Here is a 24,439-nt window from a genome sequence, read left to right as displayed (position 1 = left end):
TGGTTTCGGCCATCATTGATGCGAATTTCAGGCCATCAGGTCAATGCCGGAGATGGGCGGCGCACACGAAAACGCCGCCGGGGAGGGACCGGCGGCGTCCTGTTCGTCTCAGGCGGAGGAGTGCGTCTTTCCTGTAATGCCTGTGTGTCTGATAGATGGGGTGTTGGTCCCGGAACCCAAGTGACACGGATCACAACCGGGTTCCCGGTGGGTGGCACCGGTCTGTCGATCGACCGGACCTCCCCTCTCCCCCTCCCGACCACCCATTCAGGATACTCCCGTGGGTGGTCGGGAGGGGGAGAGGGGTGGTGCGGCCCACAAACATCTCGACGCACTCAGCGCGTCAGACCTCCTCCGGCCCGCAGATCCTGCGCCATGGCAATGATTCGGCTGGTCTCCGGCCAGAGATTCAGCGTTGCCACGTCGCTCAGCGGCATGAAGCAGGCCGCCATGGCGTCACTGGCCGCGACCGCCTCGCCGGCCTGCCATTCGCCCCACATGTCGATCAGGGTGTAGTGATAGATCAGTGACCCGTCCTCATGGCGGCTGATCCCGTCCACCACGTCGATCAGTCCGGCGATGCGGCAAGTGACGCCGGTTTCCTCCAGCACCTCCCGCATGGCCCCTTCCGCCACCGTCTCGCCGAGCTCCTGACGCCCGCCCGGAATCGCCCATTCGCCCTTGCGTGGCGCCTTGCCGCGCCGGATCATCAACACCTCGTTACCGCGAAAGATCACGGCGCCGATACCGATTTCGGGTTTCTTCATCATGCCCGCCCGTTGCCTCCGTCCCGCGCCAGGCCGCGCGCCCTGCCGTTCCTGTACTGGCACAAACGGCGGAATTTCGGTAGAGCTTGGTGAGGCAGGCAGCCGGGGAGGGTTGCCAGGCCGGGGAGGACCATCATGAGCATCATCTTCGATCCAAACGCACCCGAGTCCATCGTCGATCCCTATCCGGGGCTTGCCGGCCTGCGGGCGCAGGAACCACTGCACTGGAGCCCGGTCAGCCGGGCCTGGTACATCACCCGCTACGGCGACGTCCGGGACGGGTTCCGCGACAAGCGCATGTCGGCGGACCGCATCCGCCCCTTTGTCGAGGCAATGCGCAACGGCCCGGACGGGGAGGAGATCGGCTTTCTCGGCGATCACATCGGCCATTGGGCCGTGTTCAACGATCCGCCGCGCCACGGCCATCTGCGCGGCCTGATGAACAAGGCCTTCACCAGCCGCCGGGTCGAGAGCCTGCGCGGACAGGTGGCGGAGATGGTGGAGGGGCTGATCGCCGACTGGAAGGACGGGGAGGAAATCGACTTCCACCAGGCCTTCGCCTATCCCCTGCCCGCGACCGTGATCGCGCTGTTGCTCGGCGTGCCGCAACCGGATGTGGAGCACCTGAAACGCTGGTCCGACGCCCTGGCGCAGTTCGTCCTGACGTCGAAGACCAACCCGGACAAGTACAAGGTCGCGGCGGCGGCGCTGGCGGAGATGAACAGCTATTTCGAGGGCTTCCTGGACGACCGCCGCGCCAACCCCGGTGAGCTGGTGACCGACGGCATGATCGACGCCAGCGATGAAGGCGACCGGCTGACGGCGGACGAACTGGTGGCCAGTTGCATCCTGCTGCTGTTCGCCGGGCATGAAACCACGACACAGTTGCTGGCCAACGGGCTGCATTCCCTGCTGCACCATCCCGACCAGTTGGCCGATTTCCGCGCCAATGGCGGCGATATCGGCTTCACCCGCAACGCTGTGGAGGAACTGCTGCGCTTCGACGGGCCCAGCCTGACATCCCCGCGCATCGCTGCAGAGGACGTGGAACTGCACGGCCAGACGATCCGCAAGGGACAGCGGATCTGGCTGTGGAACTGCGCCGCCAATCGCGACGAGACCGTTTTCCCTGATCCCGACCGGCTGGACCTGCGCCGCAGCAACGCCGATCGGCATGTCACCTTCGGCTTCGGCATCCACTTCTGCATCGGGGCGCCGCTGGCAAAGCTGGAAGCGGAAGTCGCCTTCCCCATCCTGCTGAACCGCTTCAGCCGGATCGAGGCGGTGAAACCGGTACAGACCTGGTCGGATTCCTACGTCTCGCGCGGCATGACCACCTTCCCCGTGCGGGTCTGGCGCTGAGGGGACTTGTTCGCTGACCGTGCCACCCCTCTCGGGAATTGTTTGCGGTCCCCGGCCACCCCTCTCCCCCTCCCGACCACCCACGGGATTATCCTTATCCCGCATTCCCCAGATGGATGCCATTTCCACCGCCGTCTGAAGCGTGATAACCTCGCCTCTACAATAGGTTAAACGTGATTGGGGGCGGATTTGGCGGTGGACGCGACGGGTGAAGCGGGATCGGGGCCTCTGCGGCTGCAATTTGACCGCTCGGTGAAGGTGGGGTTTCGGAGTTCCTCTATCAGTTCCGACGGCGGGCTGCTGCTCCATCGCGAACTTGATGACGCCCTCGGTCTGACCGTCCTGGCGGCGGAGTTGGTCGCCGATCCACGCACAGGCAGAAACGGGCGGCATCGCCTCGACGGCCTCCTGCGCCAGTCCGTCTTCTCTCGACTCGCCGGGTACGAGGACGTCAACGATGCCGACCGGCTTTGCCGCGATCCAGTGATGCGCCAGCTTGTCGGTGGGCGGGCGGTCAAGCGCGGTGCGGCGTCGGCCAGCGCCATGGGCCGGTTCGAGACGGAGATGCTGACGCGGCCGGAGAACCTCGCCAGCCTGGTCGACTTGCCGGGGCGCTGGATCGACGCGGTGCATGAACGGCGGCCACTGAAGAGCATCACCCTCGACATGGACAGTTCCGAAAGCCCTGCGCATGGCGATCAGGAAGGCGCTGTCTGGAACGGCCACTTCCAGAAGAAGTGCCTGCACCCGCTGTTTGTGTTCAACCAGTTCGGCGATCTGGAGCGGTGCGCTCTGAGGCCGGGCAATGTCCACAGCGCCGATGGCTGGGAAGATGTGCTCAAGCCTGTGCTGGTGCGATATTCGGCGGAGGCGCGGCTCTCTTGCATGCGTTTCGCGGCCAACGCCGTCAGGCTGCAGCTTCACGCGCTGGCCTACAACCTCGCCAACTTCCTGCGCACGCTGGCGACACCCGATGAGATTGGAGCTTGGTCTCTGACCTCGCTGCGCGAGAGACTGATCAAGACCGGCGCCCGTCTCGTGAGCCACGCCCGCTATGCCGTGTTCCAGTTTGCCGAGGCGGCGCTGCCTCGGGCAACTTTTGCGGGCATCCTCTGCCTGATCAACGGCCTGCGCGACCCGCCGGTCGCAACGGTGTCAGTATGATCGGCGGCGACCTCAGAACCGCAAGTCGCTTCGGTGGCGGCGGGATAGGTATGCCCGAAACCGGGCGGAACGAAGCCTCAAGCGATTGGATCGACCTGCTCAGCCGCTCTTCGCGGCCGGCACGCCGCATCCCACGAGGGCCAGAGGAGAAAATTGCTTGGAAAGTTGCATTCAGTGGCCTTACCGTAGCGGAAGGCAAACCATATGGGGAATGTCGGTTAACAATAGCAAAGACCTACCGTTTGGAGGACGAACATATGCAAGACTTTGTGCTCTATCTGGCAATTTACGGGTTGATTGTCGTTATTGTAATCTTGGCCCAAGTCTTGGTAGCGGCCCAGCAGGTCGGGCTATCGACGCTTGCCGGCAATCGAGAAAATCTCGTTCTGACAGGCCTTGCTGGGCGAATGGAACGCGCCGCGAATAACTCGCTGCTTGCGCTCGCTTTGGTAGCACCTGCAGTTTTGATGACCCACCTGTCCGATGCCGCCAACAATTTGGCTGATCAACTGATGCTGACGTTTCTGCTCGCTCGAATTGCATATGTTGCACTCTACGCGCTCGGGATCGTTTGGTTCCGAACCGCTGCTTGGGTAACGGCCTTCGTATGCACCGCTCTGCTCTATGTGGGCTTGGTTCTTTGACTTGTCGAGAAGTTGTGGCGCCTCACTCTCTTAATGAAATCCAATAATTAAACCAACAGATTATTCGCATGGAGACTGGAGCCACTCCACTTACTTAATTTGATTGATACGATGAAGTCAATGAATGTCAGTGCTACCCCTATAAAGGGGTAGTACGCATTTTTAATAAAATTCCAAATATTTTCAGACAGCCTGAGATGTAATTTCTATTTGTGAACGAAACCGTCATTCTTCGCCCGCGCACCAATGGCAAGTTCGCCAGACTGGTTCGAGAAATCAATACAGCTATGGCCGAGAATAGGGGTGCCATTTTTCAGGAAAATACTGACAGGGCAAGTTTGAAGACATGCTCTAATTCATCCTGAGCCGCGCCCTGTTTCTGTAGCTCCATCGCACTAGCGATCTGAGCATCAATATAAAGGGCTGCCGTCCTTGAGGGTATGTTTGAGGCGAACTGTCCTTTTGACTTCGCCCTTTCGATCCACTGTTCAAGGCCACACAAGGTCTGTTCCCGGAACTTGTCGGCACTTTGCCGCGCGAGCATTCCAAGATCATCTTTGCTGCGGCACATTGTAACCTGAAGGCAGCCATCCGGCAAACCGTGCGCCTTGTGGTCCAAAAGGACGAAATCAGTGAGCGCTTGCAAGGCTTGACCAAAGGGAACATCATCCGTGAGAACATCTACCAATGGCGCCAGGATGGTCGCCTGATATGCTATCAGGGCGGCCTGTTTCAGCCCATCTTCGTTACCGAACTCCCGATAAATGCCAGGCTTGGACACACCAGCGCGGCGGCTAATCTCGTTTATCGAAACGCCCGTCGGCCCATCTGCCCAATAGCTTTCCACCGCGATTTTAAGCACATGATCCCGGCTCATGGTTTTCGGGCGCCCGCGGGCGGGTTTGTTTCCTTTTGTGTTCATAAATAAATACCCGTTAGTATTTTAAGCTTGCATGGGCATTAAAATACGCTATAGTATAAAATTAGCAACAACGTGCAGCGACTTTCGGCAAGAGAAAACTAGACTTCAGCATGCGCGTAGCGATCGAAGGGATCAAAAACTATGGGACGTGCTTGGCCAATTCTCATCCTGCTCGGGTTCTGTCAGTTCTGCGCAAGCTGGGGCTCGCTTGCCATTATCGCGGTACAGGTTGAGATGCGATCCGGCCTGGGGGTATCGGCAGAGGATGTCGCCGCGCTGGTATGGGCCTTTTCATTCTCGCTTGCGGTTGGGGCCTTGGTCGCGCAGGTTCTGATCGGCCATTGGGAGCGCCGCGCAGTGCTATTTGTCTCACTTGTCTTGCTAGGTTGCGGCGGCATGGCACTTGGATTTGCGCAAAACTGGGAGCAGGCAATGGCAGCTCGGGTAGCTATGGCCCTAGGTGCCGCTTCAGTGATGCCCACGGCCTCAGTCATTGCGGCATCACTGGTGACAGAGGCGCAGCGCCCGGCCGCTATGTCTGTGGTTTTTGGCGGGCTCACAACATCATTAGTGGTGGCCCTGCCAATCTCCAGTGCTGTGGCCGAGGCAGCTGGCTGGCGCGCTGCCTGGTTCGTGGCAGGAGGTGCAGCTTTTGTTGCCGCATTTGGCGTGGTGATTGGCGTTTCTGGTGGCGTACGCGGCACTCGAGCCTCATTTACGGCTATGCTTGCGGTCCTGGCTGACCGTGCCACATCACTGACCATCGCCACCACGCTTTTGTTGATCTGCGGCGGCTTCATCACCTACGCAATGATCGCATTCTGGCTTATCGAGGTGGGGGAGGCACCACGCACAGCGCTGACAACGGCCCTATTGGCAGCCGGTATCGCTTCAGTGATTGGCAATGCCTTTTCCTCCCATTTGGTGCGTTTGCTTGGGCGCGATGGTACAATCCTTGGTGGCCTCGCTTTCACGGCAGTTTGTTTTCAGATCCTCTGGGCGGCACCCCACTTCTACTGGCTGTCATACCCGGCGTTTATTTTCTTTGGTGTCGGCTGGGCCCTTTGCTTGGCTCCGTTGCAGGCGCGGCTGATGGAGACAGCGGGCGCACGTGCCCAACTGGCCCTAGCTCTCAACGCATCTGCGTTTTTCGGAGGTCAGGGGCTGGGCGCAGCGGGCGGTGGCGCTGTTTACGAAGCTTATGGCCCGGTTGCTTTGCCAATTGCCTCGGTTGCTGTGCTTGCGTTAGCAACACTCCTGTTCTTCATATCTAAGCAGATAAATCCGCCTTCCAAGGCGAAGACTACGTGAAAGCGGGCATTTGTTCTGAATGAAGTGGAGCGCCAGGCAAGATACCAGCTATTAGCTGCATCTAGATCCGTAGAAAATTTGGGCTTTAAGCTGATCTTAGCCGCATCGGCGGCGAATACCCGCTATGTGCCAAAAGTCGTCAATCAACTTATAAATGTCCACAATCCTGTCCGCCCAAAACTCCGCCAACACAGTGTTTGAACCACAAACTGCGAACACAGTGTTGGTAACATAGCGGGCAACACAGTGTTCCAAGTTTTTGCGACAACACAGCACAGAGCAGCTTCACAGTGTCCAACAGAGCGAGTCCGCAGTCAAAATAGTCAGCAACACGGCAAAAAGTGTGTTTAACGTGTGTTTTTGAATTACACAACTTTAGCGCGCATTGCGCTCGGCTAAGCCATCGATTTTATTGTTAAAAGTGGTGCCCAGGGGCGGAATCGAACCACCGACACGAGGATTTTCAATCCGCTGGGCCGCATCCCTGCTCTGATCCTCGACGATGGCGAGACCATCGTGGAAAGCAGCACGATCATCGACTGTCTCGACGATCTCGCGGGTCCGGAGCGGGCGCTGACACCGCCTTCGGGAGCGGAACGGCGCAGGGTGCTGAACCTTCTGGCCGTTGCGTCCGGTGCCACCGACAAGCTGGTCTCATCCCTCTACGAACATCACCTGCGTCCGCCGGAAATGGTGCATCGGCCCTGGGCGAAGATGTGCGACCGGCAGACCGTGGACGGCTTCCGGTGGCTGGAGCAGCAGTTGCAGGGGGACTGGTTCATGGGGAACCGCATGACCCAGGCAGACCTGACAGTCGCCGTGTTCTGGCAGTTCGGGGTCGAGAAGCGCCCCAACTTCTTTGCCCGCATGGACTGCCCGAAACTGACCGCCCTCTCGGACCGGCTGGCCGCAACTGAACCTTTCCAGGCAACCCCGCAGGGCGAAGGTCTGCCCAAGGGTATCGCTCTGGGATAGGGCAACACGGGCCTGAACCCCTTCCCCCTGGACGGGGGAAGGCCGGGATGGGGGTGAATCAGCGAAGCCGAACCGCCATGATCTCACCGCGGTGCAACAGCCTTCGGCTCCACCCCCCATCGACCGCTACGCGGCCACTTCCCCCGCAAGGGGGGAAGCAAGAGAAGACCGGAACCGGACGTTACCGTCAGGTGTTCATGGAATCGAAGAAATCCGCGTTGTTCTTGCTGTCCTTCAGCTTCGACAGCAGGAATTCCATCGCATCGGTGGTGCCCATGGGGGCGAGGATGCGGCGCAGGACCCACATCTTTGTCAGGGCCGCCTTGTCCACCAGCAGCTCTTCCTTGCGGGTGCCGGACTTGGTGATGTCGATGGCGGGGAAGGTGCGCTTGTCGGCCAGCTTGCGGTCCAGGATCAGCTCCGAGTTGCCGGTGCCCTTGAACTCCTCGAAGATGACCTCGTCCATGCGGCTGCCGGTATCGATCAGCGCCGTGGCGACGATGGTCAGGGAGCCGCCTTCCTCGATGTTGCGGGCGGCACCGAAGAAACGCTTCGGGCGCTGCAGGGCGTTGGCATCGACACCACCGGTCAGCACCTTGCCCGAGGACGGCACCACGGTGTTGTAGGCACGGGCCAGGCGGGTGATGGAATCCAGCAGGATGACCACGTCACGCTTGTGCTCGACCAGGCGCTTGGCCTTTTCGATGACCATCTCGGCGACCTGCACATGGCGCTGCGCCGGTTCGTCGAAGGTGGAGCTGACCACCTCACCGTTCACCGACCGCTGCATGTCGGTCACTTCCTCCGGCCGCTCGTCGATCAGCAGCACGATCAGGTAGCAGTCGGGGTGATTGGCGGAGATGGCATGGGCGATGTTCTGCAGCAGCACCGTCTTGCCGGTACGCGGCGGCGCGACGATCAGACCGCGCTGGCCCTTGCCGATGGGGGCAACCAGGTCGATGACGCGGGAGGAACGATCCTTCTTGGTCGGATCATCATGCTCCATGTGCAGCCGCTCGTCCGGGTAGAGCGGGGTCAGATTGTCGAAGGCAACCTTGTGGCGGGCGGCTTCCAGATCCTCGAAATTGATCAGGGAGACCTTCATCAGCGCGAAATAGCGCTCCCCGTCCTTCGGCGCGCGGATCTCGCCCTCGACCGTGTCACCGGTGCGCAGCGAGAAACGGCGGATCTGCGTAGGGCTGACATAGATGTCGTCGGAACCGGGCAGGTAATTGGCCTCCGGCGAGCGGAGGAAGCCGAAACCGTCGGAAAGGATCTCCAGCACGCCCACACCGGTGATTTCCTCACCGTCCTCGGCAAGCTGTTTCAGGATCGCGAACAGCATGTCCTGCTTGCGCATGGTGGACGCGTTCTCGATCTCCAGCTCTTCGGCCATGGAGAGCAGTTCCGTGGGAGTCTTGGCCTTCAGTACACCTAGATTCATTGCAACCATCAAATCTGGAAGGGGTCAGGGTCCGGGACCGCATTCGGGCCCGGTATCTGTTCATCAGCGGATGTCGGAAGTCCGGGATCGCCTGGCAAAGGGCCGGCGCGTGTCGGGTTCCGGAAAGGGATGGTGTCACGGCAGGGCCGTAACTGCCTTTTCCATACACCGTTCGGGCAGGGCTGCAAACGGAAAATGACGCGGGCGAGGCCCTTGCGCGGGCCGTTCCGGCGCGGACAGCGGTCTCAGCGCTGCCAGATCGGCTCCTTGACCGCCGCATGCAGAAAGGCCCGGTGCGCTTCCTCCTCCGCCGGCGGCAGGGGCGGGTGAGGCCGCGGTTCCCGTGCAATGCGGCGCACGGTGCCGCCCTCGCTGTCGGAACCCGAAGAGCCGAAGGTCAGCCCGGCCTGGGTGGCGCTGACCAGGTGATAATAGACGTCGGCGAGCAGGCGGGAGTCGATCAGCGCCCCATGCAGGTTACGCGACGAGGTATCGACGTCGAAGCGGCGACAGAGGGCGTCGAGGCTGGCGGGGGAGCCGGGGAACTTCCTGCGCGCAATGGCCAGCGTGTCGATGGCCTGGTCCATCGGCAGCACCTTGTGCCCGGCGGCCTTCAGTTCCCAGTTCAGGAACTTCATGTCGAAGGCCGCATTGTGGATGACCAGCGGATCATCACCGATGAAGCGGATGAAACCCTCAGCAATGTCGGCAAAGACCGGCTTGTCCTGCAGCATCTCGTCGGAGATGCCGTGCACCTTGAATGCGCCCTCGTCCATCATCCGTTCGGGATTGATGTACTGGTGGTAGGTCGCGCCGCTCCAGACCCGGTCGATCAGTTCCAGACAGCCGATCTCGACGATGCGGTGACCGTCCTTCGGATCCAGTCCCGTGGTTTCCGTATCCAGAACGATCTCACGCATCAGGGGACCCCATCATCTGGTGTTCAACAGCGCGGAACCTACCATATCGGCGCGACTTCTGTCAGCCCTGCGCAGCCAGCTTCGCACGCATCTCAGCCACCAGCGCCCGGACCTGCGCCTCCGTTTCCGCCAGGCTGACGCTGGTGTCGACCACGTGGTCGGCACGGGCGCGCTTCTCCGCATCCGGTGTCTGGCGGGCCAGGATCGCCTCGAACTTGGCCACTGACATGCCCGGTCGTGCCAGCACCCGCTCGCGCTGCTGTTCGGCAGAGGCGCTGACGACCACAACCGCATCCACCTTCTTCTCGCCGCCGGTCTCGAACAGCAGCGGTACATCGACCACGACAATGTCGGCGCCATCGGCATCCGCCTGCGCCCGGAAGGCCGCCCGGTGTTCGCCCACCAGCGGGTGCACGATCTTCTCCAGGTCACGGATGGCGGCATCGTTGCCCACGACCTCCGCGCTCAGCCGCTCGCGATCAACGGCACCGTCCACGACCGCATCGGGAAAGCGCGCCCGCACCGGCTCCACCGCCGGGCCGCCCTTCGCGTAGATCTCGTGCACCGCCGCATCGGCATCCCACACGGGCACCCCGGCCGCGCGAAACATTTCCGCCGTCGCGGATTTCCCCATGCCGATGGACCCGGTCAGAGCCACAACATATGCCATCACTTCCCCCCCAGAACATGCGCCCGCAGGCTGTCCGTCACCGCGACGTCACGCCCGAAGAAGGCGCGGAACGCCGGTACGGCCTGATGCAACAGCATGCCCAGCCCGTCAACCGTTCTCAGACCCCGCTGACGCGCAGACCGCAACAAGGGGGTTTCCAGCGGCACATAGACGATATCATGCACCCAGGCTGTCTCCGCCAGACCGGCCAGATCCACATCAAGTACGCCCTTGCCCGCCATACCAAGGCTGGTGGTATTGCCGAGCAATACAATGTCATCAGGCAGTTTTTTCAGACAGTTGAAGGGCAAGACCGCAATTCGGTCATCAGCCATACTCTCGGCCAGGGCATACCCGGTGGCCTCGGTCCGGTTGGTCAGATAGATTCGCGGGCAACCGGCCACCAGCAGGGCATGGACAGCGGCACGCGCGGCCCCGCCGGCCCCGATCACCAGCCCCGGACCTACTTTCGGATCCACTCCGGCCTGCTGCAGGTTGGCCATGAAGCCATAGGCATCCGTGTTGCGTCCCAGGATCCGCCCGTCGGGCTGAAACACCAGCGTGTTCACCGCACCGATGGCCCGGGCGGCATCATCCACATCATCCGCCAGCCGCAGCGCCGCCAGCTTGTGCGGCACCGTCACATTGGCGCCCCGGAACCCCGCGGCGGCCAGCCCATGTACTGCCGTCCCGAAATTCTCGGGCGTCACAGGCAGACCGAGGTAGGTTCCCGCAATTCCCTGCTCCCGCAACCAGAACCCGTGCAGGCGCGGCGACAGGCTGTGTGCCACAGGCCAGCCAAGCACTGCCGCGACGGCTTCCGGCACGGTCGTCCGCATGTGATCGTCAGACATGTCTCATTCCGTCTCCCCGCCTCCCCCGCGCCATGCGATACCGGCCTGGCGCAGTGCCGCCAGCACGGGCAGCAGAGGCAGGCCCAGGATCGAGGACCAGTCGCCTGTCATGCGCTGAAACAGGTGTATCCCCTCCGCCTCGATCCTGTAACCGCCAACCGACGACATGACCGCATCCGGTGCGTTTGATACATAGAGGGCCTGTTCGTCCGCCGACAGGGGCCGCATTTCCATTTCGCACCGGTCGGAGTAGGACCACATGACCGAGCCCGCACGCATCAGGATGACGCCATTGATCAGAAAATGAACCCGGCCACTCAGCAGTGTAATATGGGATTTCAACCCCTCCCGCCCTACTGGTTTGTCCAGCAGGCTGTCCCCTGCCACCAGAACCTGATCCGCCGCCAGGACAAGCTGTTCCGGATGCAGAGTATTGATCACATTCGCTTTTTCGCGTGCAAGGGCCCGGGCGATCAGGTCCGGCGACTGGCCCTCCCGCTGCGCGGCCACCTTGATCGAGGCCTCGTCAACATCCGCCGGGATGACCTGGAACGCAAGCCCCGTTCCGGCGAGCAGGCGGCGCCGGGTCATACTTCCCGACGCCAGAACAAGCCCGGTAGGTCCCGTTGAAGTCATACCGCCTGTTCTTTCATGCGGCGGTGATACAGCGACAGGATCGCCGCGGCGGATTCCTCGATCGACTTGCGGGTCACATCGATCGTGGGCCAGCGATTGCGCGCAAAGACACGCTTGGCCTCCGCCAGTTCATCGGCGACGACCTCCGGGTCGGAATAGTCGCTGTCACCGGATTCCCGCAGGCTGAGCAGGCGGTTGCGCCGGATCTGGCTCAACCGTTCGGAGGATGTGGTCAGGCCCACGACCAGGGGCTTGCGCAGTTTCAGCAGCTGCTCGGGCAGGGGAACGGACGGCACGAAGGGGACATTGGCCGCCTTCAGCCCGCGATTTGCCAGGTACATGCAGGTCGGGGTCTTCGATGTGCGGGAAACGCCGACCAGGACAACGTCCGCACGATCCAGATCCTCCACATGCTGGCCGTCGTCATGGATCAGGGTGAAGTGCATCGCCTCGATCCGGTCGAAATATTCGTTGTTCATCTCGTGCTGGATGCCGGGACGGCCGCGCGTTTCCCCGCCGAGGAAGCTGCCCAGCGCCGTCATGACCGGGTCCAGCGCCGCCACACTGCGCACGCCAAGCCGACGGCAGGCCTCTTCCAGCAACAGGCGCAGGTCGGGATCGACCACGGTGAAGATCACGATGCCCGGGGATTCCTGGATGCTGCGAATCACCAGCTCCATCTGCGCCCGGTTGCGGATCATCGGCCAGAGGTGTTTCACCGCATTGGCATCGGCAAACTGCACCAGCGCGGCATTGAGGATTCCGGTCAGGGTCTCACCTGTGGAATCGGAGACCAGATGCAGGTGAAAGCTGTTCATGGTGCTGGCGTCCGTTGCTGGAATAGGGGCGGGAGGGGCGATCTGCCGTCCGCCGGATCAGATGATCCACAGGGGAATGTACAGTCGGGGGGAATCGGATGCGAGGGAAGAGAAGGGCAGTTTCGCAAACGCACCGCCTGTTTGCCCCCACAGGAAACGGGCAACGGGTCAGGGAAGCAGTGGACGGGGTGAACAACGGGTGAAACCATGAAGGTTCCCGACCGGCCTGTGGACATCTGCTGACAACGGCCGGGAATCCGGGAGCCGGCATTCCGGGCAATACGGGGATGAAACCGAAGATCCGGCAACAGCCTGTGCGCAACCGCGGGAGACAAAACAATCCCCGCTATCCAGCGACCAGCTACAACCTCCAGATTCTTATCTATAAGATAAGAGTAAGAGAGAGGACCCTGTGCGTGGATTCCATCACCGAGAGAAGACCATGAACGAGACAGCGACCCTGGCCCTGCCGGAACCGATCACGGGCGCATCCGCCTGGCGTGGCGCGGACCTGCAACCGCATCCCGAAAGCTGGATCGATCTGCTGGACAAGCCCTTCATCACGGCACTTTCGGAGAGGGTCGATGATTTTCTGGCAAGCGGAAAGCCACTGGCAGGGATGGAGCGGAGTGATCTGGACCACCCGGTGCTGACCGCCAGGACCAGTGACTGGTGCGACACCCTTTTGTCTGGAAGGGGGTTCGTGCTGGCGCGGGGACTGCCGATCCATGACTGGGACATGCAGAAGACAGCGGCGGTGTGGTACGGGCTTGGCCTGCTGATGGGCGTGCCCCGCAGTCAGAATGCGCAGGGGCACCTGCTGGGTCACGTCAGGGACCTGGGGCTGTCGACGGACGATCCGAAGGTCAGGATCTACCAGACCACGGAGCGTCAGACGTTCCATACGGATTCCTGTGACGTGGTGGGGCTGCTCTGTCTCAGGACATCCAGGACAGGCGGAGAGTCGGCGATCGTCAGCTCGATGCAGATCTACAATGAAATGCACCGGGACTGCCCGGAACTGCTTCGGGCCTTGTTCAGCAGCTTTCCGACCGACCGGCGGGGCGAGATTCCCCCGGGCAAGAAGGCCTGGTTCGACATTCCCGTGTTCAATCATCACGCAGGCTATCTGTCGGTGATCTATGCCCGGCGCTACATCACCTCCTCCGCCCGGCTGGAGGGGCCGCGCCGCCTTTTGGACCTGGAGGTCGCGGCGCTGGACCGCTTCGACGCGCTTGCCAATGATCCGGCGATGCATCTGAAGATGGAGTTCCGGCCCGGCGACATCCAGTTCGTGCACAATCACACCATCCTGCACGATCGGCTGGCCTATGAGGACTGGCCGGAGCCGGAGCGCAAGCGGCACCTGTTGCGGCTCTGGCTGGCAATTCCGGGGGCACGTCCCTTGCCAGATGTCTATGCGGAGCGCTATGGCTCCACCATGATCGGCGACCGGGGCGGAATCCTGGTTGACGGAACACGGCTGACGGTGCCTCTGGAACCTGTCTGAGCGGGTTGGCGGCTTTTTCGGCGGACCGTGCTGGCCGGGGTCAGCAACAAGCATCACCACCAGGAGATCTGATGACTGAGAAGCGGTTTCTTGCGGCACTGAACGGCAAACCCGTTGATCGGCCGCCCTTCTGGTTCATGCGCCAGGCCGGACGCTATCTGCCGGAATACCGGGCCACGCGGGCGGAGGCCGGGGACTTTCTGGACCTGTGCTATCGGCCGGATCTGGCTGAGGAAGTCACCCTGCAGCCGATCCGGCGCTTCGGCATGGATGCGGCGATCCTGTTCGCGGACATCCTGCTGCTGCCCCAGGCGCTGGGCCAGCATCTGGAGTTCAGGGTCGGTGAGGGTCCGGTGCTGGAACCGATCCGACGGACGGCGGACATTCCCGCCCTGGACATGGACCGCCTGCACGAGGGCCTGGGACCGGTCTATGAGACCGTCAGCCGTCTCAGCCGCTCCCTGCCTGCCGAGACCGCGCTGATCGGCTTTGCCGGTGCGCCCTGGACTGTCGCAACCTACATGGTGGAGGGATCGGGCAGCCGCGATCATCCGACCATCAAGCAATGGGCCTTCAGCGACCCGGAGGGGTTCGGGAAGCTGATGGATCTGCTGGTGCAGGGCACGGCGGCCTATCTGAAGGCGCAGATCGCGGCCGGGGCGGAGGCCGTGCAGCTTTTCGATACCTGGGCGGGTGCCTTGCCGCATGCATACCTGGAACCGCTGGTGTTCCAGCCGCTGCAGCAGATCGCGGCACTGATCCATGCCGACTATCCGGATATTCCGGTGATCGGCTTTCCGCGGGGTGTCGGTACCTCGCTGGCCCACGCGGCGCGGATTCCGGGGATCGCCGGACTGAGCGTGGACTGGAGCATGGACCCGCAATGGGTTGCGGCCAACGTGCAGCCGCACCGGGTGGTGCAGGGCAACCTGGACCCGCGTCTGGTGATGGTCGGCGGCGAGCCGATGCGCCAGGCCACCCGGCACATCCTGGACTGCTTCGGTCACCGCAACTTCATCTTCAACCTGGGCCACGGGTTCGTGCCGGAAACACCGCCGGAACATGTGGCCGAGCTGTCGGAGATGCTGAAGGCAGTCTGAGGGCGACCCATCGACTGACCGTTCCATTGGGATCATCGGAGCCAGACGGATGAGTGAATATTACGACCTGTTCAAGGCGCTGCACATCATCAGCGTCATCTCCTGGATGGTGGGCATGCTCTATCTGCCGCGGCTGTTCGTCTATCACGTGGATGCGGCGCCGGGTTCCGACACCTCGGAGACCTTCAAGGTCATGGAACGGCGGCTGATGAAGGCGATCATCAACCCGGCGATGATCGCCAGTTTCATCTTCGGCGGGCTGATGCTGTGGATCGGCTTCGACCTGGGGATCTTCACCATGGCGGACGGCTGGCTGCATACCAAGCTGCTGGCTGTGGTCCTGCTGGCGGGGGCGCACGGGGTGCTGAGCAAGCGACGCCGGGAGTTCGAGGCGGACCAGAATACGCGCTCGACGCGCTATTTCCGCATCCTGAACGAGGTTCCGACGCTGCTGATGATCATCATCGTCTTCATGGTGATCCTGAAACCCTTCTGACGCACTGGTGATCCCTGGCGGGAATGGGATAGGCTTCGGCAGGTTTCACGCCCTGGGGAGGGATCACGACAATGCATCAGACCGTCCATGCCCTGTTTCAGGAGGCTGCGGCGGATTCGCCGGACAATGCCTTTCTCGCCTGTCCGGCCTATCCGGGGCGCGCCTATCATCCTGACGGCGTCGAGTTCACCTATGGTCAGGTCCGGGATGCGGTCGCACGGCTGACGGCGCTCTACCGGGATGCGGGCTATGGCCTGGGTCACCGGGTGGCGCTGCTGATGGAGAACCGGCCGGAGCATTTCTTTCACCTGCTGGCGCTGAACGCGGTCGGCGCATCCTGCGTGCCGGTGAACCCGGACTATACCCACGATGAAACCCTTTATCAGATGCAGCATTCGGATGCGGATCTGGCGGTGGTGATCGCAGATCGGGTGGAACGGATGCAGGCGGTTGCCGCCGACCGGCCGGAGAAGGTGCTGCATGTGGTCAATGCCGACGACCTGCCGGCGGCCCTGCCCGGGCCCACCACCAGCGCGGCGCCGGGCGAACCGGGCCCGGAGACGGAGGTGGCGCTGTTCTATACCTCCGGCACCACGGGGCGCCCCAAGGGCTGCGTCATCACCAATTTCTACTTCCTGAACGCCGGGGAGTGGTACTGGAACATGGGTGGCCACTTCACGATGGAGCGGGGGGTGGAGCGGCTCTACAACCCGCTGCCGGTCTTCCACATGAACTGCGGCGCGGTGACCTTCGTCTGCATGATGCTGGGCCGCAACTGCCTGATGGTGCCGGACCGGTTTCATCCGACCCGCTGGTGGAAGGACCTGGTGGACCTGCGGGCCACGGCCTTCCATTACCTGGGCATCGTCGCGCCGGTGCTGCTGAAGCAGCCGGAGTGCCCGGAGGAGAAGCAGCACAATTGCCGCTTTGCCCTGGGGGCGGGGATGGAACCGGAGATGCATCCCCTGTTCGAGGAACGGTTCGGCACCAGGCTGGTGGAAGTCTGGGGCATGACCGAGACGGGCCGGATCTTCGGCGATTGCCATGATCCACGGCAGATCACCACCCGCGCCTTCGGGCGGCCCTTTGGCGGGCTGGAGGCGAAGGTCGTCGATGATGACGACAATGAAGTTCCGCGCGGCGCGGAAGGCGAACTGCTGGTGCGCTGGGGCGGGCCGGAAGGGCCACGGCACGGGTTCTTCTCCGGCTACCTGAAGAATCCGGAGGCGACGGCGGAGGCCTGGAAGGGCGGCTGGTTCCACACCGGCGATGCGGTGCGCCAGGACGAGAGCGGCATGCTGTTCTTCGTCGATCGCAAGAAGAACATCATCCGCCGCTCGGGCGAGAACATCGCCGCCGCCGAGATCGAGGCAACGATTCAGGCCATGGACAAGGTGGCCCAGGTGGCCGTCATGCCCGTGACCGACGAGATGCGTGACGAGGAGGTGATGGCCTGCGTCGTGCCCATGGCCGGGATCGCGCCAACTGCTGAATTCGCAAGGGAAATCCAGGAATGGTGCCTGGAGAAGATCGCCTATTACAAGGCGCCTGGCTGGCTGTATTTCCTCGATGCGCTGCCGGTCACCGGCACCCAGAAGGTGCAGAAGCAGGAGATCTTCCCCAAGGATACGGATCCCCGTGCGGCGGAGGGTGTGCACGACCTGCGCGACACCAAGAAGCGCCGCCGCTGAAGCTCGACGGAGACCCTGCACCCATGAGCGCCTATCTGGTTCTCGACTTCGCCATCCATGACCTGCGTGGCTTCATGGAATATGCCGACAATGTCCCCGCCTTCCTGGCGAAACACGGCGGGCGCTACATCGTGAAGGGTGTCGTGCCGAAGGTGATGGAGGGGGACTGGTCACCGGAGCGCATGGTGATCCTGGAGTTTCCCAGTAGTCGGCATGCGGAGGATTTTCTGGCCGATCCGGAGTTCCGGACCCTTAAGGACGTGCGCCTGCGCACCACCGACAGCAAGCTGGTGCTGGTGGAGGGCTGTGACTGAGGGCTTTGACTGCGCTGCCGCAGCCGTCAGAAGCGGGGCCAGCGCCGGACCCTCAACTGAAATAAGGATCTTCCGCGTCCTTGAGCTGGCACAGGTTGCCGTCCGGGTCGCGGAACCGGGCGGTGATGCCCCAGTCGTGGGTCTGGACCTCGACGGCGATGCCCTTCGCCTCCAGCTCCCGCGCGCGCTCCGGCACGTTCATGACGTTGAAGCGCAGCATGATGCCGCGCGTCTGCCCGACCTGGCCGTCGCGTTCGACCATCAGGTAGCTGTCACCGAAGCGGAAACAGGTCAGCGTCGGCTTCTCGTACCAGACCGGCAGTTCCAGCAGATCGCGGTAGAAGCGGACGCAGCCTTCATAGTCGGCGCAGAACAGCACCACGCCGTGATTGATGACATCTCTCATGCGCCCATCATGACACGGGATCAGGCGGCGGCGGTTGCGTTTTCTGTCACGGTTTCGGCCCGTTCCTCGCCATGGCCGATGATCGCCATGGTTTCCTCCAGCGAATAGAAGACGTCGGCGATGTCGGTGTTCTTCTGGTACAGCGCCGTACGCTCCACCGCCGGGTGCTTCTGGATGGAGCGGAAATAGCGTTCCGCCGTCAGGCTCTTGCCTACATATTTGGCGAAGACAGCGGATTCATGGCTGGTGTCGGGCGCCGCACCTGGCTCCATCACGCCCAGGAATTCGGCGATGGAGGCCAGGACCGGCTGGCGGTTGTCGATCAGATCCTCGAACTTCACGAACAGGGTGCGGTTGACCACGTCCGGATCATCGAAGGGATAGAGCTCGAACGGCTTGCGGTACTGGTTGATGGCGCGCGGAATATCGCCGTAGCGCTCCAGCAGGGAGGCAATGCCGGTGATCGGGTGCCGCACCATGAAGATGATCTTGGCCGCCGGGTACATCTTCAGGATCGCGTCGATGCGCATGGCGTTGTCGGGCGTCTGCTCGCCGTAGATGTGTCCCTTCGCTCCAACGGAATGCACGAACTCGGCATAGAGCGCGGTGATCGTGTTGGCCCAGGTCGGGTTCTCCGGGTCATAGCGCGCCATGTAGCGGTCGAACTGCATGTTCTGCAGGTAGGTCTTGTGTGCGAAACGGTCCTTGGTGACGTCGGAGCGGGCCGAGTTCACCATGTTCTCGTAATAGGTCGCGTGATAGATCGACTTGTGCAGGAATGGCGTCACCTTCGCCTTGGTCACGAAGTCCACCAGGGTCTCGCATTCCTCCAGCTTCAGCCCGTCCACATCGCCGTCCTGGCTGACCACATGGCGCATCAGGTCCTGGAAGTTGGCCAGCCGCGTGAGGATCGTGGTCCCCTGCATGGCACAGATCTCGGGGTACTGGTCCAGCATGGCGCAGGTCACCGTGGTGCCGCTGCGCTCCGAGCCTGCGATGAAGAAATCAATCCGTTCCGGCGCCATCGGGTGCCTCCTCTCACGACTGTTCATGCCGAGGAGAGTGAACCGGTGGGGTAAACATGGGGTTAACCATGTCTGGCAGCGCAAGGGAGAAGGGGAGACGGCGCGCCGGTGGCCGCAGACGCGCCAGTCTCCGTGCCCCTGCTACGGGAGAAGCACCGTGCTGCCGCTGGTCCGGCGTCCCTCCAGGTCCGCATGGGCCTGTGCCGCATCGGAGAGGGCGTAGCGCTGGTTGATCTCGATGCTCACCTTGCCGGATCCCACCATGTCGAACAGGCGGCTGGAGGACAGCTCCAGGTCGGCGCGGGTGGCGGTATAGGTCATCAGCGTCGGGCGGGTCATGTAGAGCGAGCCCTTGCCCGAGAGAATCCCCGGCGCGAACGGTGGCACGGGGCCGGAGGCATTGCCGAAATTGACGTAGAGACCGCGCGGTTGCAGGCAGTCCAGCGACTTCTCCCACACCGTGGCCCCCACCGAGTCATAGACCACCGGCACGCCCTTGCCGTCGGTCAGCTCCATCAGGCGGGCCTGGAAGTCCTCCGCATTGTAGTCGATGACCTCGTCATAGCCGTACTGCTTCGCCTGGGCGCATTTCTCCGGCCCGCCGGCGGTGCCGATGGCCCGGACCCCCAGCGCCTTCAGCCACTGGCCCGCGATCAGGCCGACGCCCCCGGCGGCGGCATGGAACAGCACCGTGTCGCCGGAGCGGCATTCGTAGGTGCGATGCACCAGATATTCGGTGGTCATGCCCTTCAGCATCATGGCCGCGGCCTGCTCGTCGCTGACCGTGTCCGGCACCTTCACCGCCTTGTCCGCCGGGAACAGCCGCACCTCCGCATAGGACCCGATCGGACCCCCGGCATAGGCCACCCGGTCCCCGGCGGCCAGGTGCGTCACGCCTTCGCCCACGGCCTCCACGATCCCGGCGGCCTCCATGCCGATCCCCATGGGCATCGACGGGGCCGGATAGAGCCCGGTGCGGAAGTAGACATCGATGTAGTTCAGCCCGATGACCGTATGCCGGATGCGGATCTCGCCCGGGCCGGGATCGCCGACCTCGACATCCTCGAAACGCATCTGCTCGGGACCGCCCACCTCGTGAACGCGGATTGCCTTGACCATTTTCTCTGTGTCCTTTGGTTCTTTACGTCATGAGCGCCCGGAGAGCGCAGGCATCACTCCTTCCCCCTCGATGGGGGAAGGTCGGGAAGGGGGTGAGTGGGCGCAGCCGAACGACCGTTGACCCATCGTGCCGCAGCCTAGCCGCATGGCCCGCTGCTCGCCACCGCCAACCGCACCGTGCCCGGGCTCAGTTCGGGGACGCATCAGTGCCGCGCGAACGCCGGGGAGAGGACTCGCGGATCAAGTCCGCGAGAGCCGTGGTGAGGGGGCGTTGCCGGTGGTTTACATGCCGCCCCACCCCAACCCGCCGTGCCCGGGCTTGCCCCGGATACTCTGCAATGCTGCGCGGACGCTGGAGACTGGGCTCGCGGATCAAGTCCGCGAGCTTCGTGAAAGGGGGGAAGTTGGGAACCACCGCCCCACCCCAACCCGACGTGCCCGGGCTTGACCCGGGTACCCAGCAGTGCCGCACAAATGCCGACGAGCGGGCTGACGTACCGAACCCGCTCCCCTCAGCCGAGCGCCTTGCGGAACAGGTCCAGCGTGCGGCTGTTGGCCAGATCGGCGGAGGCCTGGTCGAAATGCTCGCCGCCCTGGCGGGCGAAGGCGTGATCCTGGCCCTCGTAGTCGTAGAGCGTCACATGGTCATGCCCGTCCAGCGCCGAGTGCATCGCCTGCTGCTGCTCCGGCGGCACGAATCCGTCCGCTGTCGGCACATGCAGGATCAGCGGCCCGGTGATGCTCTGCGCCTCGTCCAGCATGTCGGCGATGCCGACGCCGTAATAGCCCGACGCCGCGTCCGCATCCGTCCGCGTCATGGTGAGGTACGCCAGCAGCCCGCCCAGGCAGTAGCCGGTGGCGCCGACCTTGCCGGTGCAGCCGTCCACCTTGCGCAGCGCGTCGATGGTGGCCTGCACGTCCTCCATGCCCTTGGGCACGTCGAAGGCCTTGAAGCACTCGAAGGCGCGGCCCCAGTCGGCCTCCGTCTTGTCGGTCAGTTCGATCCCCGGCTCGATGCGCCAGAACAGGTCGGGGCAGAGCGCCACGAACCCTTCCGAGGCCAGCCAGTCGGCGGTTGCCCGCATGACGTCATTGACGCCAAAGATCTCCTGGATGACCACAACCCCCGGCCCGGTACCGGACGCCGGCATCGCCAGATAACCCCCGAATTCCTCACCCGCCTTCGTGGTGATCGTCGTATTGAGCCCCATGATGCTCTCCTCCCGCCTGTTTCACGTGAAACGAGGTCCACGCCTGAAATGTGTGACGGGATGGTAGGCAGGGGGCGGGGTCTGGGCAAGGGGAGGAAAGGTTGGTGATGTCAGGGTCCGATAACTATCGGTGCATGAAATCTTATTGAGCGTTGTGTACAGAATGTGATTGCCAAACGGCGCTTTGATCAAACTAACGTGACAGTTCACCGCTTGAGAAAACCTGAATAATTAGGGCAAACAGATCCTGTGCTGTGCGTCCAGAAATATCACTACAAAGCTCACCAACTGGTATCTCAAACGATACCCCTCTCCTTGGATTTACCAAGCCCATCATTGGTATTTCAACTTCACCAGCCGCAGCATTCAGCGCGGCATATGTTAAGAGTTGTCTAAGATCTGCACTTCGAAATGATCGATCGACTGTCTTAACTTCAAACAGCGTGGTCCTTGTCAAAATATCGCCTTCGGAAGCATCTACGAAACCGCAACCTTTGAACAAAGGGCGGGTTCTGACCGGTAAATTTGCTCCATTGAAAAAATCCATAAGTCTCTTTTCAATTTCAAGAACTTCATTCTTCTCGTCTTTCTGCAGGGGAAGCTCCAGGTCAACTCCGCGCCCGACGAATGGGCGAAGTCTACGAGTGGCCTCATTCCACGATTCTGCAAAAAGATGGCTCCTACCCCTTCTTCTTCCCTTACTCTGGTGTCTCTCCACCATCAAAGAGAATGCGAGTTCTGCTATGAGAGCCTTTCGACCCTCTTTATCCGAAGCCATAGGAACATCAAACCTTTCAATATACTCCAAATTGAGCCTACGCGTGAAATGCTCCAACATCGGAGCAACCTCAGCCCAAAAGGCGTTATAGGATGATGAGAAAGTTGCAGCGTCAATCACAATGGGACGCTCCATTCTTGTTGTAAACCTTTCTTTTCACTTGCCCATTGAAGAATGAATTCCTCAAATGGATCAAATTCCTTTTTCATATGATCTCGCCAATGTTTTCCCTCATCTCTCAGGATGAAGGAAGAGGCAATAAAGGCGCGCCTCTCTGGCGCGCTTAATTCTCTGTATCGGTTTTTGAGGTCAGACAGCCAATACCATTCGCCCCACCTGGCCATGACCAAAATTATGTCTCTACGAACGAGTTCTGATGGCCGTGTATCAAAAAGTTTCTGGAGAAGCAGTTGAGTTTCTGAAGTGTTCCTGTGAGATAGGACACGAATCGCAAAACTTAGATGTATGTCTACGCGAAAAACGTGCGAATCTTGGTTGATAAGCTGCTGAATCCTATCTATTACCGAAGTTTGAGTGTCAATTTCTAGATCATCAAATTGGTCATCGATCATCATCAATACGGATGAAAATATGGGATAGAGAACATCACAATTTTCCAAAACAGACAAGACTGCATCTTGCTTTGTACTTCCTTCAAGAAATTTGATTGCAGATATAATTTTGCGAGCGAGAGAAGTATGAACCCGGCTCTTGGCCAGTTCTTGCTTTAGCAAACCAATTATATCAAATTTTTTAACTTCTGCCTTTAGCGCTTCGTAGTCGTCATCGGCTGTCGGCGAGTATGGGTCGAACCTAAGTGAAAAGCGCATCAAGGTGTTGCGAGTATGGTCTGCTGGCGGATCGACGATCTGATTGCCCCCAGTTTCTTGCTCACCTTTGATTGGATTCGTAGCTTTGAATTCAGCAGAACTCATAATTCTAGTTTTTGATTTTTGTAGAGTTAGTCCTTGGTTTATAAACAATTTCTCCGATAAATAAATTAAAAACCTATATGCGTCTTCCTTGGACTGTGAAAAAAGATGGTAGTCATCCGCAAATCTTGTGAACACAATACCCTTAGAATTTAGCAACTTGTCTACTTGATTTATCGTGATTTCGGACAAGAGGCGAGCAGCAGGTCCTCCGATAGGCAAACCAAAAGAGTTGGTGTTTGAAAAATTGGAAAGAAAGCTCATAATTTTTTTCGGATATGGAGTATCGCCAGCGACTTGTCTAAGCGCATTCTCGAGCCGGTGATGACCAAGTCTAGGATAGAATTCCGATATGTCACATATAACTGTGAATGGATGAATCTCTGCAAGCTTTAGAGACCTCCTCATAAATTGTAACCAGCCGGTATCGCGATCAAAAATGTCGCCAGTTTCTTTGTTAGGATTAAAACGATATGAAAAAATTGTCTCATGATCTTGGCCAATTCTCGCTTCTTCAATTTTAGTGCCAATACTTATAACTGACGCAAGGAAATGCATGTTCCAAATAGGGTCGATCTGCGTAGCCCAACGAAAGCCAGAATAGGTTGCCGGTGTCAATGAACTGACGTTCTTGGGGGGATATTGGATCAAATATTCTTCGAAATTTTCATCATATTTCTTGATCAATGATATTAATTCTGGTTGCTTGTCGAAGAATGCGTGGTTCTCGAACGGAAAAGGGAATATGTCCGTGTCGCCATGTCGAATGACGTTCTGAACTGATAATTCGGCTGCGGATGCAAATTCTGTTTTCTTTACCATTATTTATGTTCCTCAATTGAACAGACGATCTTTGGCGATTTCGTCTTTCCTACAACAACGCCCCCTCATGCCTCAGCAGCCACACCTTGTCCTCCACCCCACCGGCTGCCGAGAAACCGCCCATCTTGCCGTTGGCGGCGACGATGCGGTGGCAGGGGATGATGATGGGGATGGGGTTGTGGCCGCAGGCGGTGCCGACGGCGCGGGCGGAGGCGCCGAGTTCCTCGGCGACGCCGCCATAGGTGCGGACGTGGCCCTTCGGGATGCGTTGCATGATGTGCCAGACCAGGCGCTGGAAGGTGGTGCCTTCCGGGCGGACGGACAGGTCGAAGGCGTCCAGCTCGCCCGCGAAATAGGCGCGGAGCTGCCGGTCGGTCTCCGCGATCAGCGGGTGTTTCAGGGCGATCTCGGTGGGAGTGACCTCATCGTCGGGCTCCTCCACCTTCCAGCGCAGTTCGGTGATGGCGTCATCATCGATGCGCAGCCGGATCGGCCCCAGCGGGCTGTCCAGGATGGTTGTCAGCATCGGCCTGTCTCCCCCGTCCCTG

Annotated in this window: 25 protein-coding genes and 1 tRNA gene; 10 read left to right on the top strand and 16 right to left on the bottom strand. The window is 60.9% G+C overall.

The window, feature by feature from the left end:
* Positions 1-335 precede the first annotated feature (335 nt).
* Positions 336-770 (bottom strand): NUDIX hydrolase, encoded by a 435-nt coding sequence (locus QGV55_RS18165; RefSeq protein WP_281019226.1) that lies wholly within the window; start codon positions 768-770, stop codon positions 336-338.
* Positions 771-902: 132 nt separating this feature from the next.
* Here QGV55_RS18165 and QGV55_RS18160 point away from each other — a divergent pair, with 132 nt between their 5' ends.
* The 3 genes from QGV55_RS18160 (at position 903) to QGV55_RS18150 (ending at position 3,937) form a co-directional block, all read left to right on the top strand.
* A complete protein-coding gene (locus tag QGV55_RS18160; RefSeq protein ID WP_281019227.1) occupies positions 903-2,129 on the top strand; it encodes a cytochrome P450 in 1,227 nt (408 codons plus the stop codon).
* Between the two features lie 195 nt (positions 2,130-2,324).
* Positions 2,325-3,293: a transposase gene (locus QGV55_RS18155; protein ID WP_281019853.1), complete on the top strand. Its 969-nt coding sequence runs from the start codon at positions 2,325-2,327 to the stop codon at positions 3,291-3,293.
* Positions 3,290-3,937 (top strand): MAPEG family protein, encoded by a 648-nt coding sequence (locus tag QGV55_RS18150; RefSeq protein ID WP_281019228.1) that lies wholly within the window; start codon positions 3,290-3,292, stop codon positions 3,935-3,937. The genes QGV55_RS18155 and QGV55_RS18150 overlap by 4 nt, the downstream gene beginning before the upstream one ends.
* A 313-nt stretch (positions 3,938-4,250) precedes the next feature.
* Here the strand turns inward: QGV55_RS18150 and QGV55_RS18145 are convergent, their stop codons facing one another.
* Entirely contained in the window at positions 4,251-4,814 is a 564-nt protein-coding gene (locus QGV55_RS18145; RefSeq protein ID WP_281019229.1) for a TetR/AcrR family transcriptional regulator, read from the bottom strand.
* Positions 4,815-5,000: 186 nt separating this feature from the next.
* On the opposite strand from QGV55_RS18145, the gene QGV55_RS18140 reads away from it, so the two are divergent.
* Positions 5,001-6,170, top strand: a complete 1,170-nt coding sequence (locus QGV55_RS18140) for an MFS transporter (RefSeq protein ID WP_281019230.1) — start codon at positions 5,001-5,003, stop codon at positions 6,168-6,170.
* Between the two features lie 422 nt (positions 6,171-6,592).
* Here the strand turns inward: QGV55_RS18140 and QGV55_RS18135 are convergent.
* Positions 6,593-6,661: transfer RNA gene (locus QGV55_RS18135), tRNA-Phe, on the bottom strand.
* Here QGV55_RS18135 and QGV55_RS18130 point away from each other — a divergent pair.
* Complete coding sequence (locus QGV55_RS18130; RefSeq protein ID WP_348638814.1) at positions 6,630-7,145, top strand: glutathione S-transferase family protein; 516 nt, start codon at positions 6,630-6,632, stop codon at positions 7,143-7,145. The genes QGV55_RS18135 and QGV55_RS18130 overlap by 32 nt on opposite strands.
* A gap of 187 nt (positions 7,146-7,332) precedes the next feature.
* Here the strand turns inward: QGV55_RS18130 and rho are convergent, their stop codons facing one another.
* The 6 genes from rho to QGV55_RS18100 form a co-directional block, all read right to left on the bottom strand.
* A complete protein-coding gene (gene rho, locus QGV55_RS18125) occupies positions 7,333-8,589 on the bottom strand; it encodes a transcription termination factor Rho (RefSeq protein WP_281019231.1) in 1,257 nt (418 codons plus the stop codon).
* Between the two features lie 245 nt (positions 8,590-8,834).
* The gene (dnaQ, locus tag QGV55_RS18120) at positions 8,835-9,509 is read right to left on the bottom strand and encodes a DNA polymerase III subunit epsilon (protein WP_281019232.1); all 675 of its coding nucleotides are present in this window, start codon (positions 9,507-9,509) and stop codon (positions 8,835-8,837) included.
* Positions 9,510-9,570: 61 nt separating this feature from the next.
* On the bottom strand, positions 9,571-10,179 hold the full coding sequence (coaE, locus tag QGV55_RS18115; RefSeq protein ID WP_281019233.1) for a dephospho-CoA kinase: 609 nt from the start codon (positions 10,177-10,179) through the stop codon (positions 9,571-9,573).
* A complete protein-coding gene (locus QGV55_RS18110; RefSeq protein ID WP_281019234.1) occupies positions 10,179-11,033 on the bottom strand; it encodes a shikimate dehydrogenase in 855 nt (284 codons plus the stop codon). The genes coaE and QGV55_RS18110 overlap by 1 nt, the downstream gene beginning before the upstream one ends.
* A 3-nt stretch (positions 11,034-11,036) precedes the next feature.
* Positions 11,037-11,669: a Maf family protein gene (locus QGV55_RS18105; RefSeq protein WP_281019235.1), complete on the bottom strand. Its 633-nt coding sequence runs from the start codon at positions 11,667-11,669 to the stop codon at positions 11,037-11,039.
* A complete protein-coding gene (locus QGV55_RS18100) occupies positions 11,666-12,487 on the bottom strand; it encodes a pyruvate, water dikinase regulatory protein (protein ID WP_281019236.1) in 822 nt (273 codons plus the stop codon). Before QGV55_RS18100 ends, QGV55_RS18105 begins: the two co-directional genes overlap by 4 nt.
* Before the next feature lie 442 nt (positions 12,488-12,929).
* On the opposite strand from QGV55_RS18100, the gene QGV55_RS18095 reads away from it, so the two are divergent.
* The 5 genes from QGV55_RS18095 to QGV55_RS18075 all read left to right on the top strand — a co-directional run bounded on the left by QGV55_RS18095 (position 12,930) and on the right by QGV55_RS18075 (position 17,598).
* Positions 12,930-13,997, top strand: coding sequence for a TauD/TfdA family dioxygenase (locus QGV55_RS18095; RefSeq protein WP_281019237.1), 1,068 nt, complete (start codon positions 12,930-12,932; stop codon positions 13,995-13,997).
* A gap of 71 nt (positions 13,998-14,068) precedes the next feature.
* On the top strand, positions 14,069-15,097 hold the full coding sequence (gene hemE, locus QGV55_RS18090; RefSeq protein ID WP_281019238.1) for a uroporphyrinogen decarboxylase: 1,029 nt from the start codon (positions 14,069-14,071) through the stop codon (positions 15,095-15,097).
* Between the two features lie 49 nt (positions 15,098-15,146).
* Positions 15,147-15,593: a protoporphyrinogen oxidase HemJ gene (gene hemJ, locus QGV55_RS18085; RefSeq protein ID WP_281019239.1), complete on the top strand. Its 447-nt coding sequence runs from the start codon at positions 15,147-15,149 to the stop codon at positions 15,591-15,593.
* A 71-nt stretch (positions 15,594-15,664) separates the two neighbouring features.
* Positions 15,665-17,284: an AMP-binding protein gene (locus QGV55_RS18080; RefSeq protein WP_281019240.1), complete on the top strand. Its 1,620-nt coding sequence runs from the start codon at positions 15,665-15,667 to the stop codon at positions 17,282-17,284.
* A gap of 23 nt (positions 17,285-17,307) precedes the next feature.
* Positions 17,308-17,598, top strand: a complete 291-nt coding sequence (locus QGV55_RS18075) for a DUF1330 domain-containing protein (protein WP_281019241.1) — start codon at positions 17,308-17,310, stop codon at positions 17,596-17,598.
* A 52-nt stretch (positions 17,599-17,650) separates the two neighbouring features.
* Here the strand turns inward: QGV55_RS18075 and QGV55_RS18070 are convergent, their stop codons facing one another.
* The 7 genes from QGV55_RS18070 to QGV55_RS18040 all read right to left on the bottom strand — a co-directional run bounded on the left by QGV55_RS18070 (position 17,651) and on the right by QGV55_RS18040 (position 24,417).
* On the bottom strand, positions 17,651-18,004 hold the full coding sequence (locus QGV55_RS18070) for a VOC family protein (protein ID WP_281019242.1): 354 nt from the start codon (positions 18,002-18,004) through the stop codon (positions 17,651-17,653).
* Positions 18,005-18,024: 20 nt separating this feature from the next.
* Positions 18,025-19,029: a sulfotransferase gene (locus QGV55_RS18065; RefSeq protein WP_281019243.1), complete on the bottom strand. Its 1,005-nt coding sequence runs from the start codon at positions 19,027-19,029 to the stop codon at positions 18,025-18,027.
* 141 nt (positions 19,030-19,170) lie between these two features.
* Entirely contained in the window at positions 19,171-20,148 is a 978-nt protein-coding gene (locus QGV55_RS18060; RefSeq protein ID WP_281019244.1) for a quinone oxidoreductase, read from the bottom strand.
* A gap of 512 nt (positions 20,149-20,660) precedes the next feature.
* Positions 20,661-21,359 (bottom strand): dienelactone hydrolase family protein, encoded by a 699-nt coding sequence (locus tag QGV55_RS18055; RefSeq protein ID WP_281019245.1) that lies wholly within the window; start codon positions 21,357-21,359, stop codon positions 20,661-20,663.
* A gap of 193 nt (positions 21,360-21,552) precedes the next feature.
* The gene (locus tag QGV55_RS18050) at positions 21,553-22,257 is read right to left on the bottom strand and encodes a hypothetical protein (protein WP_281019246.1); all 705 of its coding nucleotides are present in this window, start codon (positions 22,255-22,257) and stop codon (positions 21,553-21,555) included.
* On the bottom strand, positions 22,254-23,891 hold the full coding sequence (locus QGV55_RS18045; protein ID WP_281019247.1) for an RNA-directed DNA polymerase: 1,638 nt from the start codon (positions 23,889-23,891) through the stop codon (positions 22,254-22,256). Before QGV55_RS18045 ends, QGV55_RS18050 begins: the two co-directional genes overlap by 4 nt.
* Positions 23,892-23,940: 49 nt before the next feature.
* Positions 23,941-24,417: a methylated-DNA--[protein]-cysteine S-methyltransferase gene (locus QGV55_RS18040; RefSeq protein WP_281019248.1), complete on the bottom strand. Its 477-nt coding sequence runs from the start codon at positions 24,415-24,417 to the stop codon at positions 23,941-23,943.
* Positions 24,418-24,439 lie beyond the last annotated feature (22 nt).

This window comes from Minwuia sp. IMCC3009 (assembly GCF_029909415.1).
Taxonomy (GTDB): Bacteria; Pseudomonadota; Alphaproteobacteria; order Minwuiales; family Minwuiaceae; genus Minwuia.
This window is presented reverse-complemented; position numbering and strand designations above follow the sequence as displayed.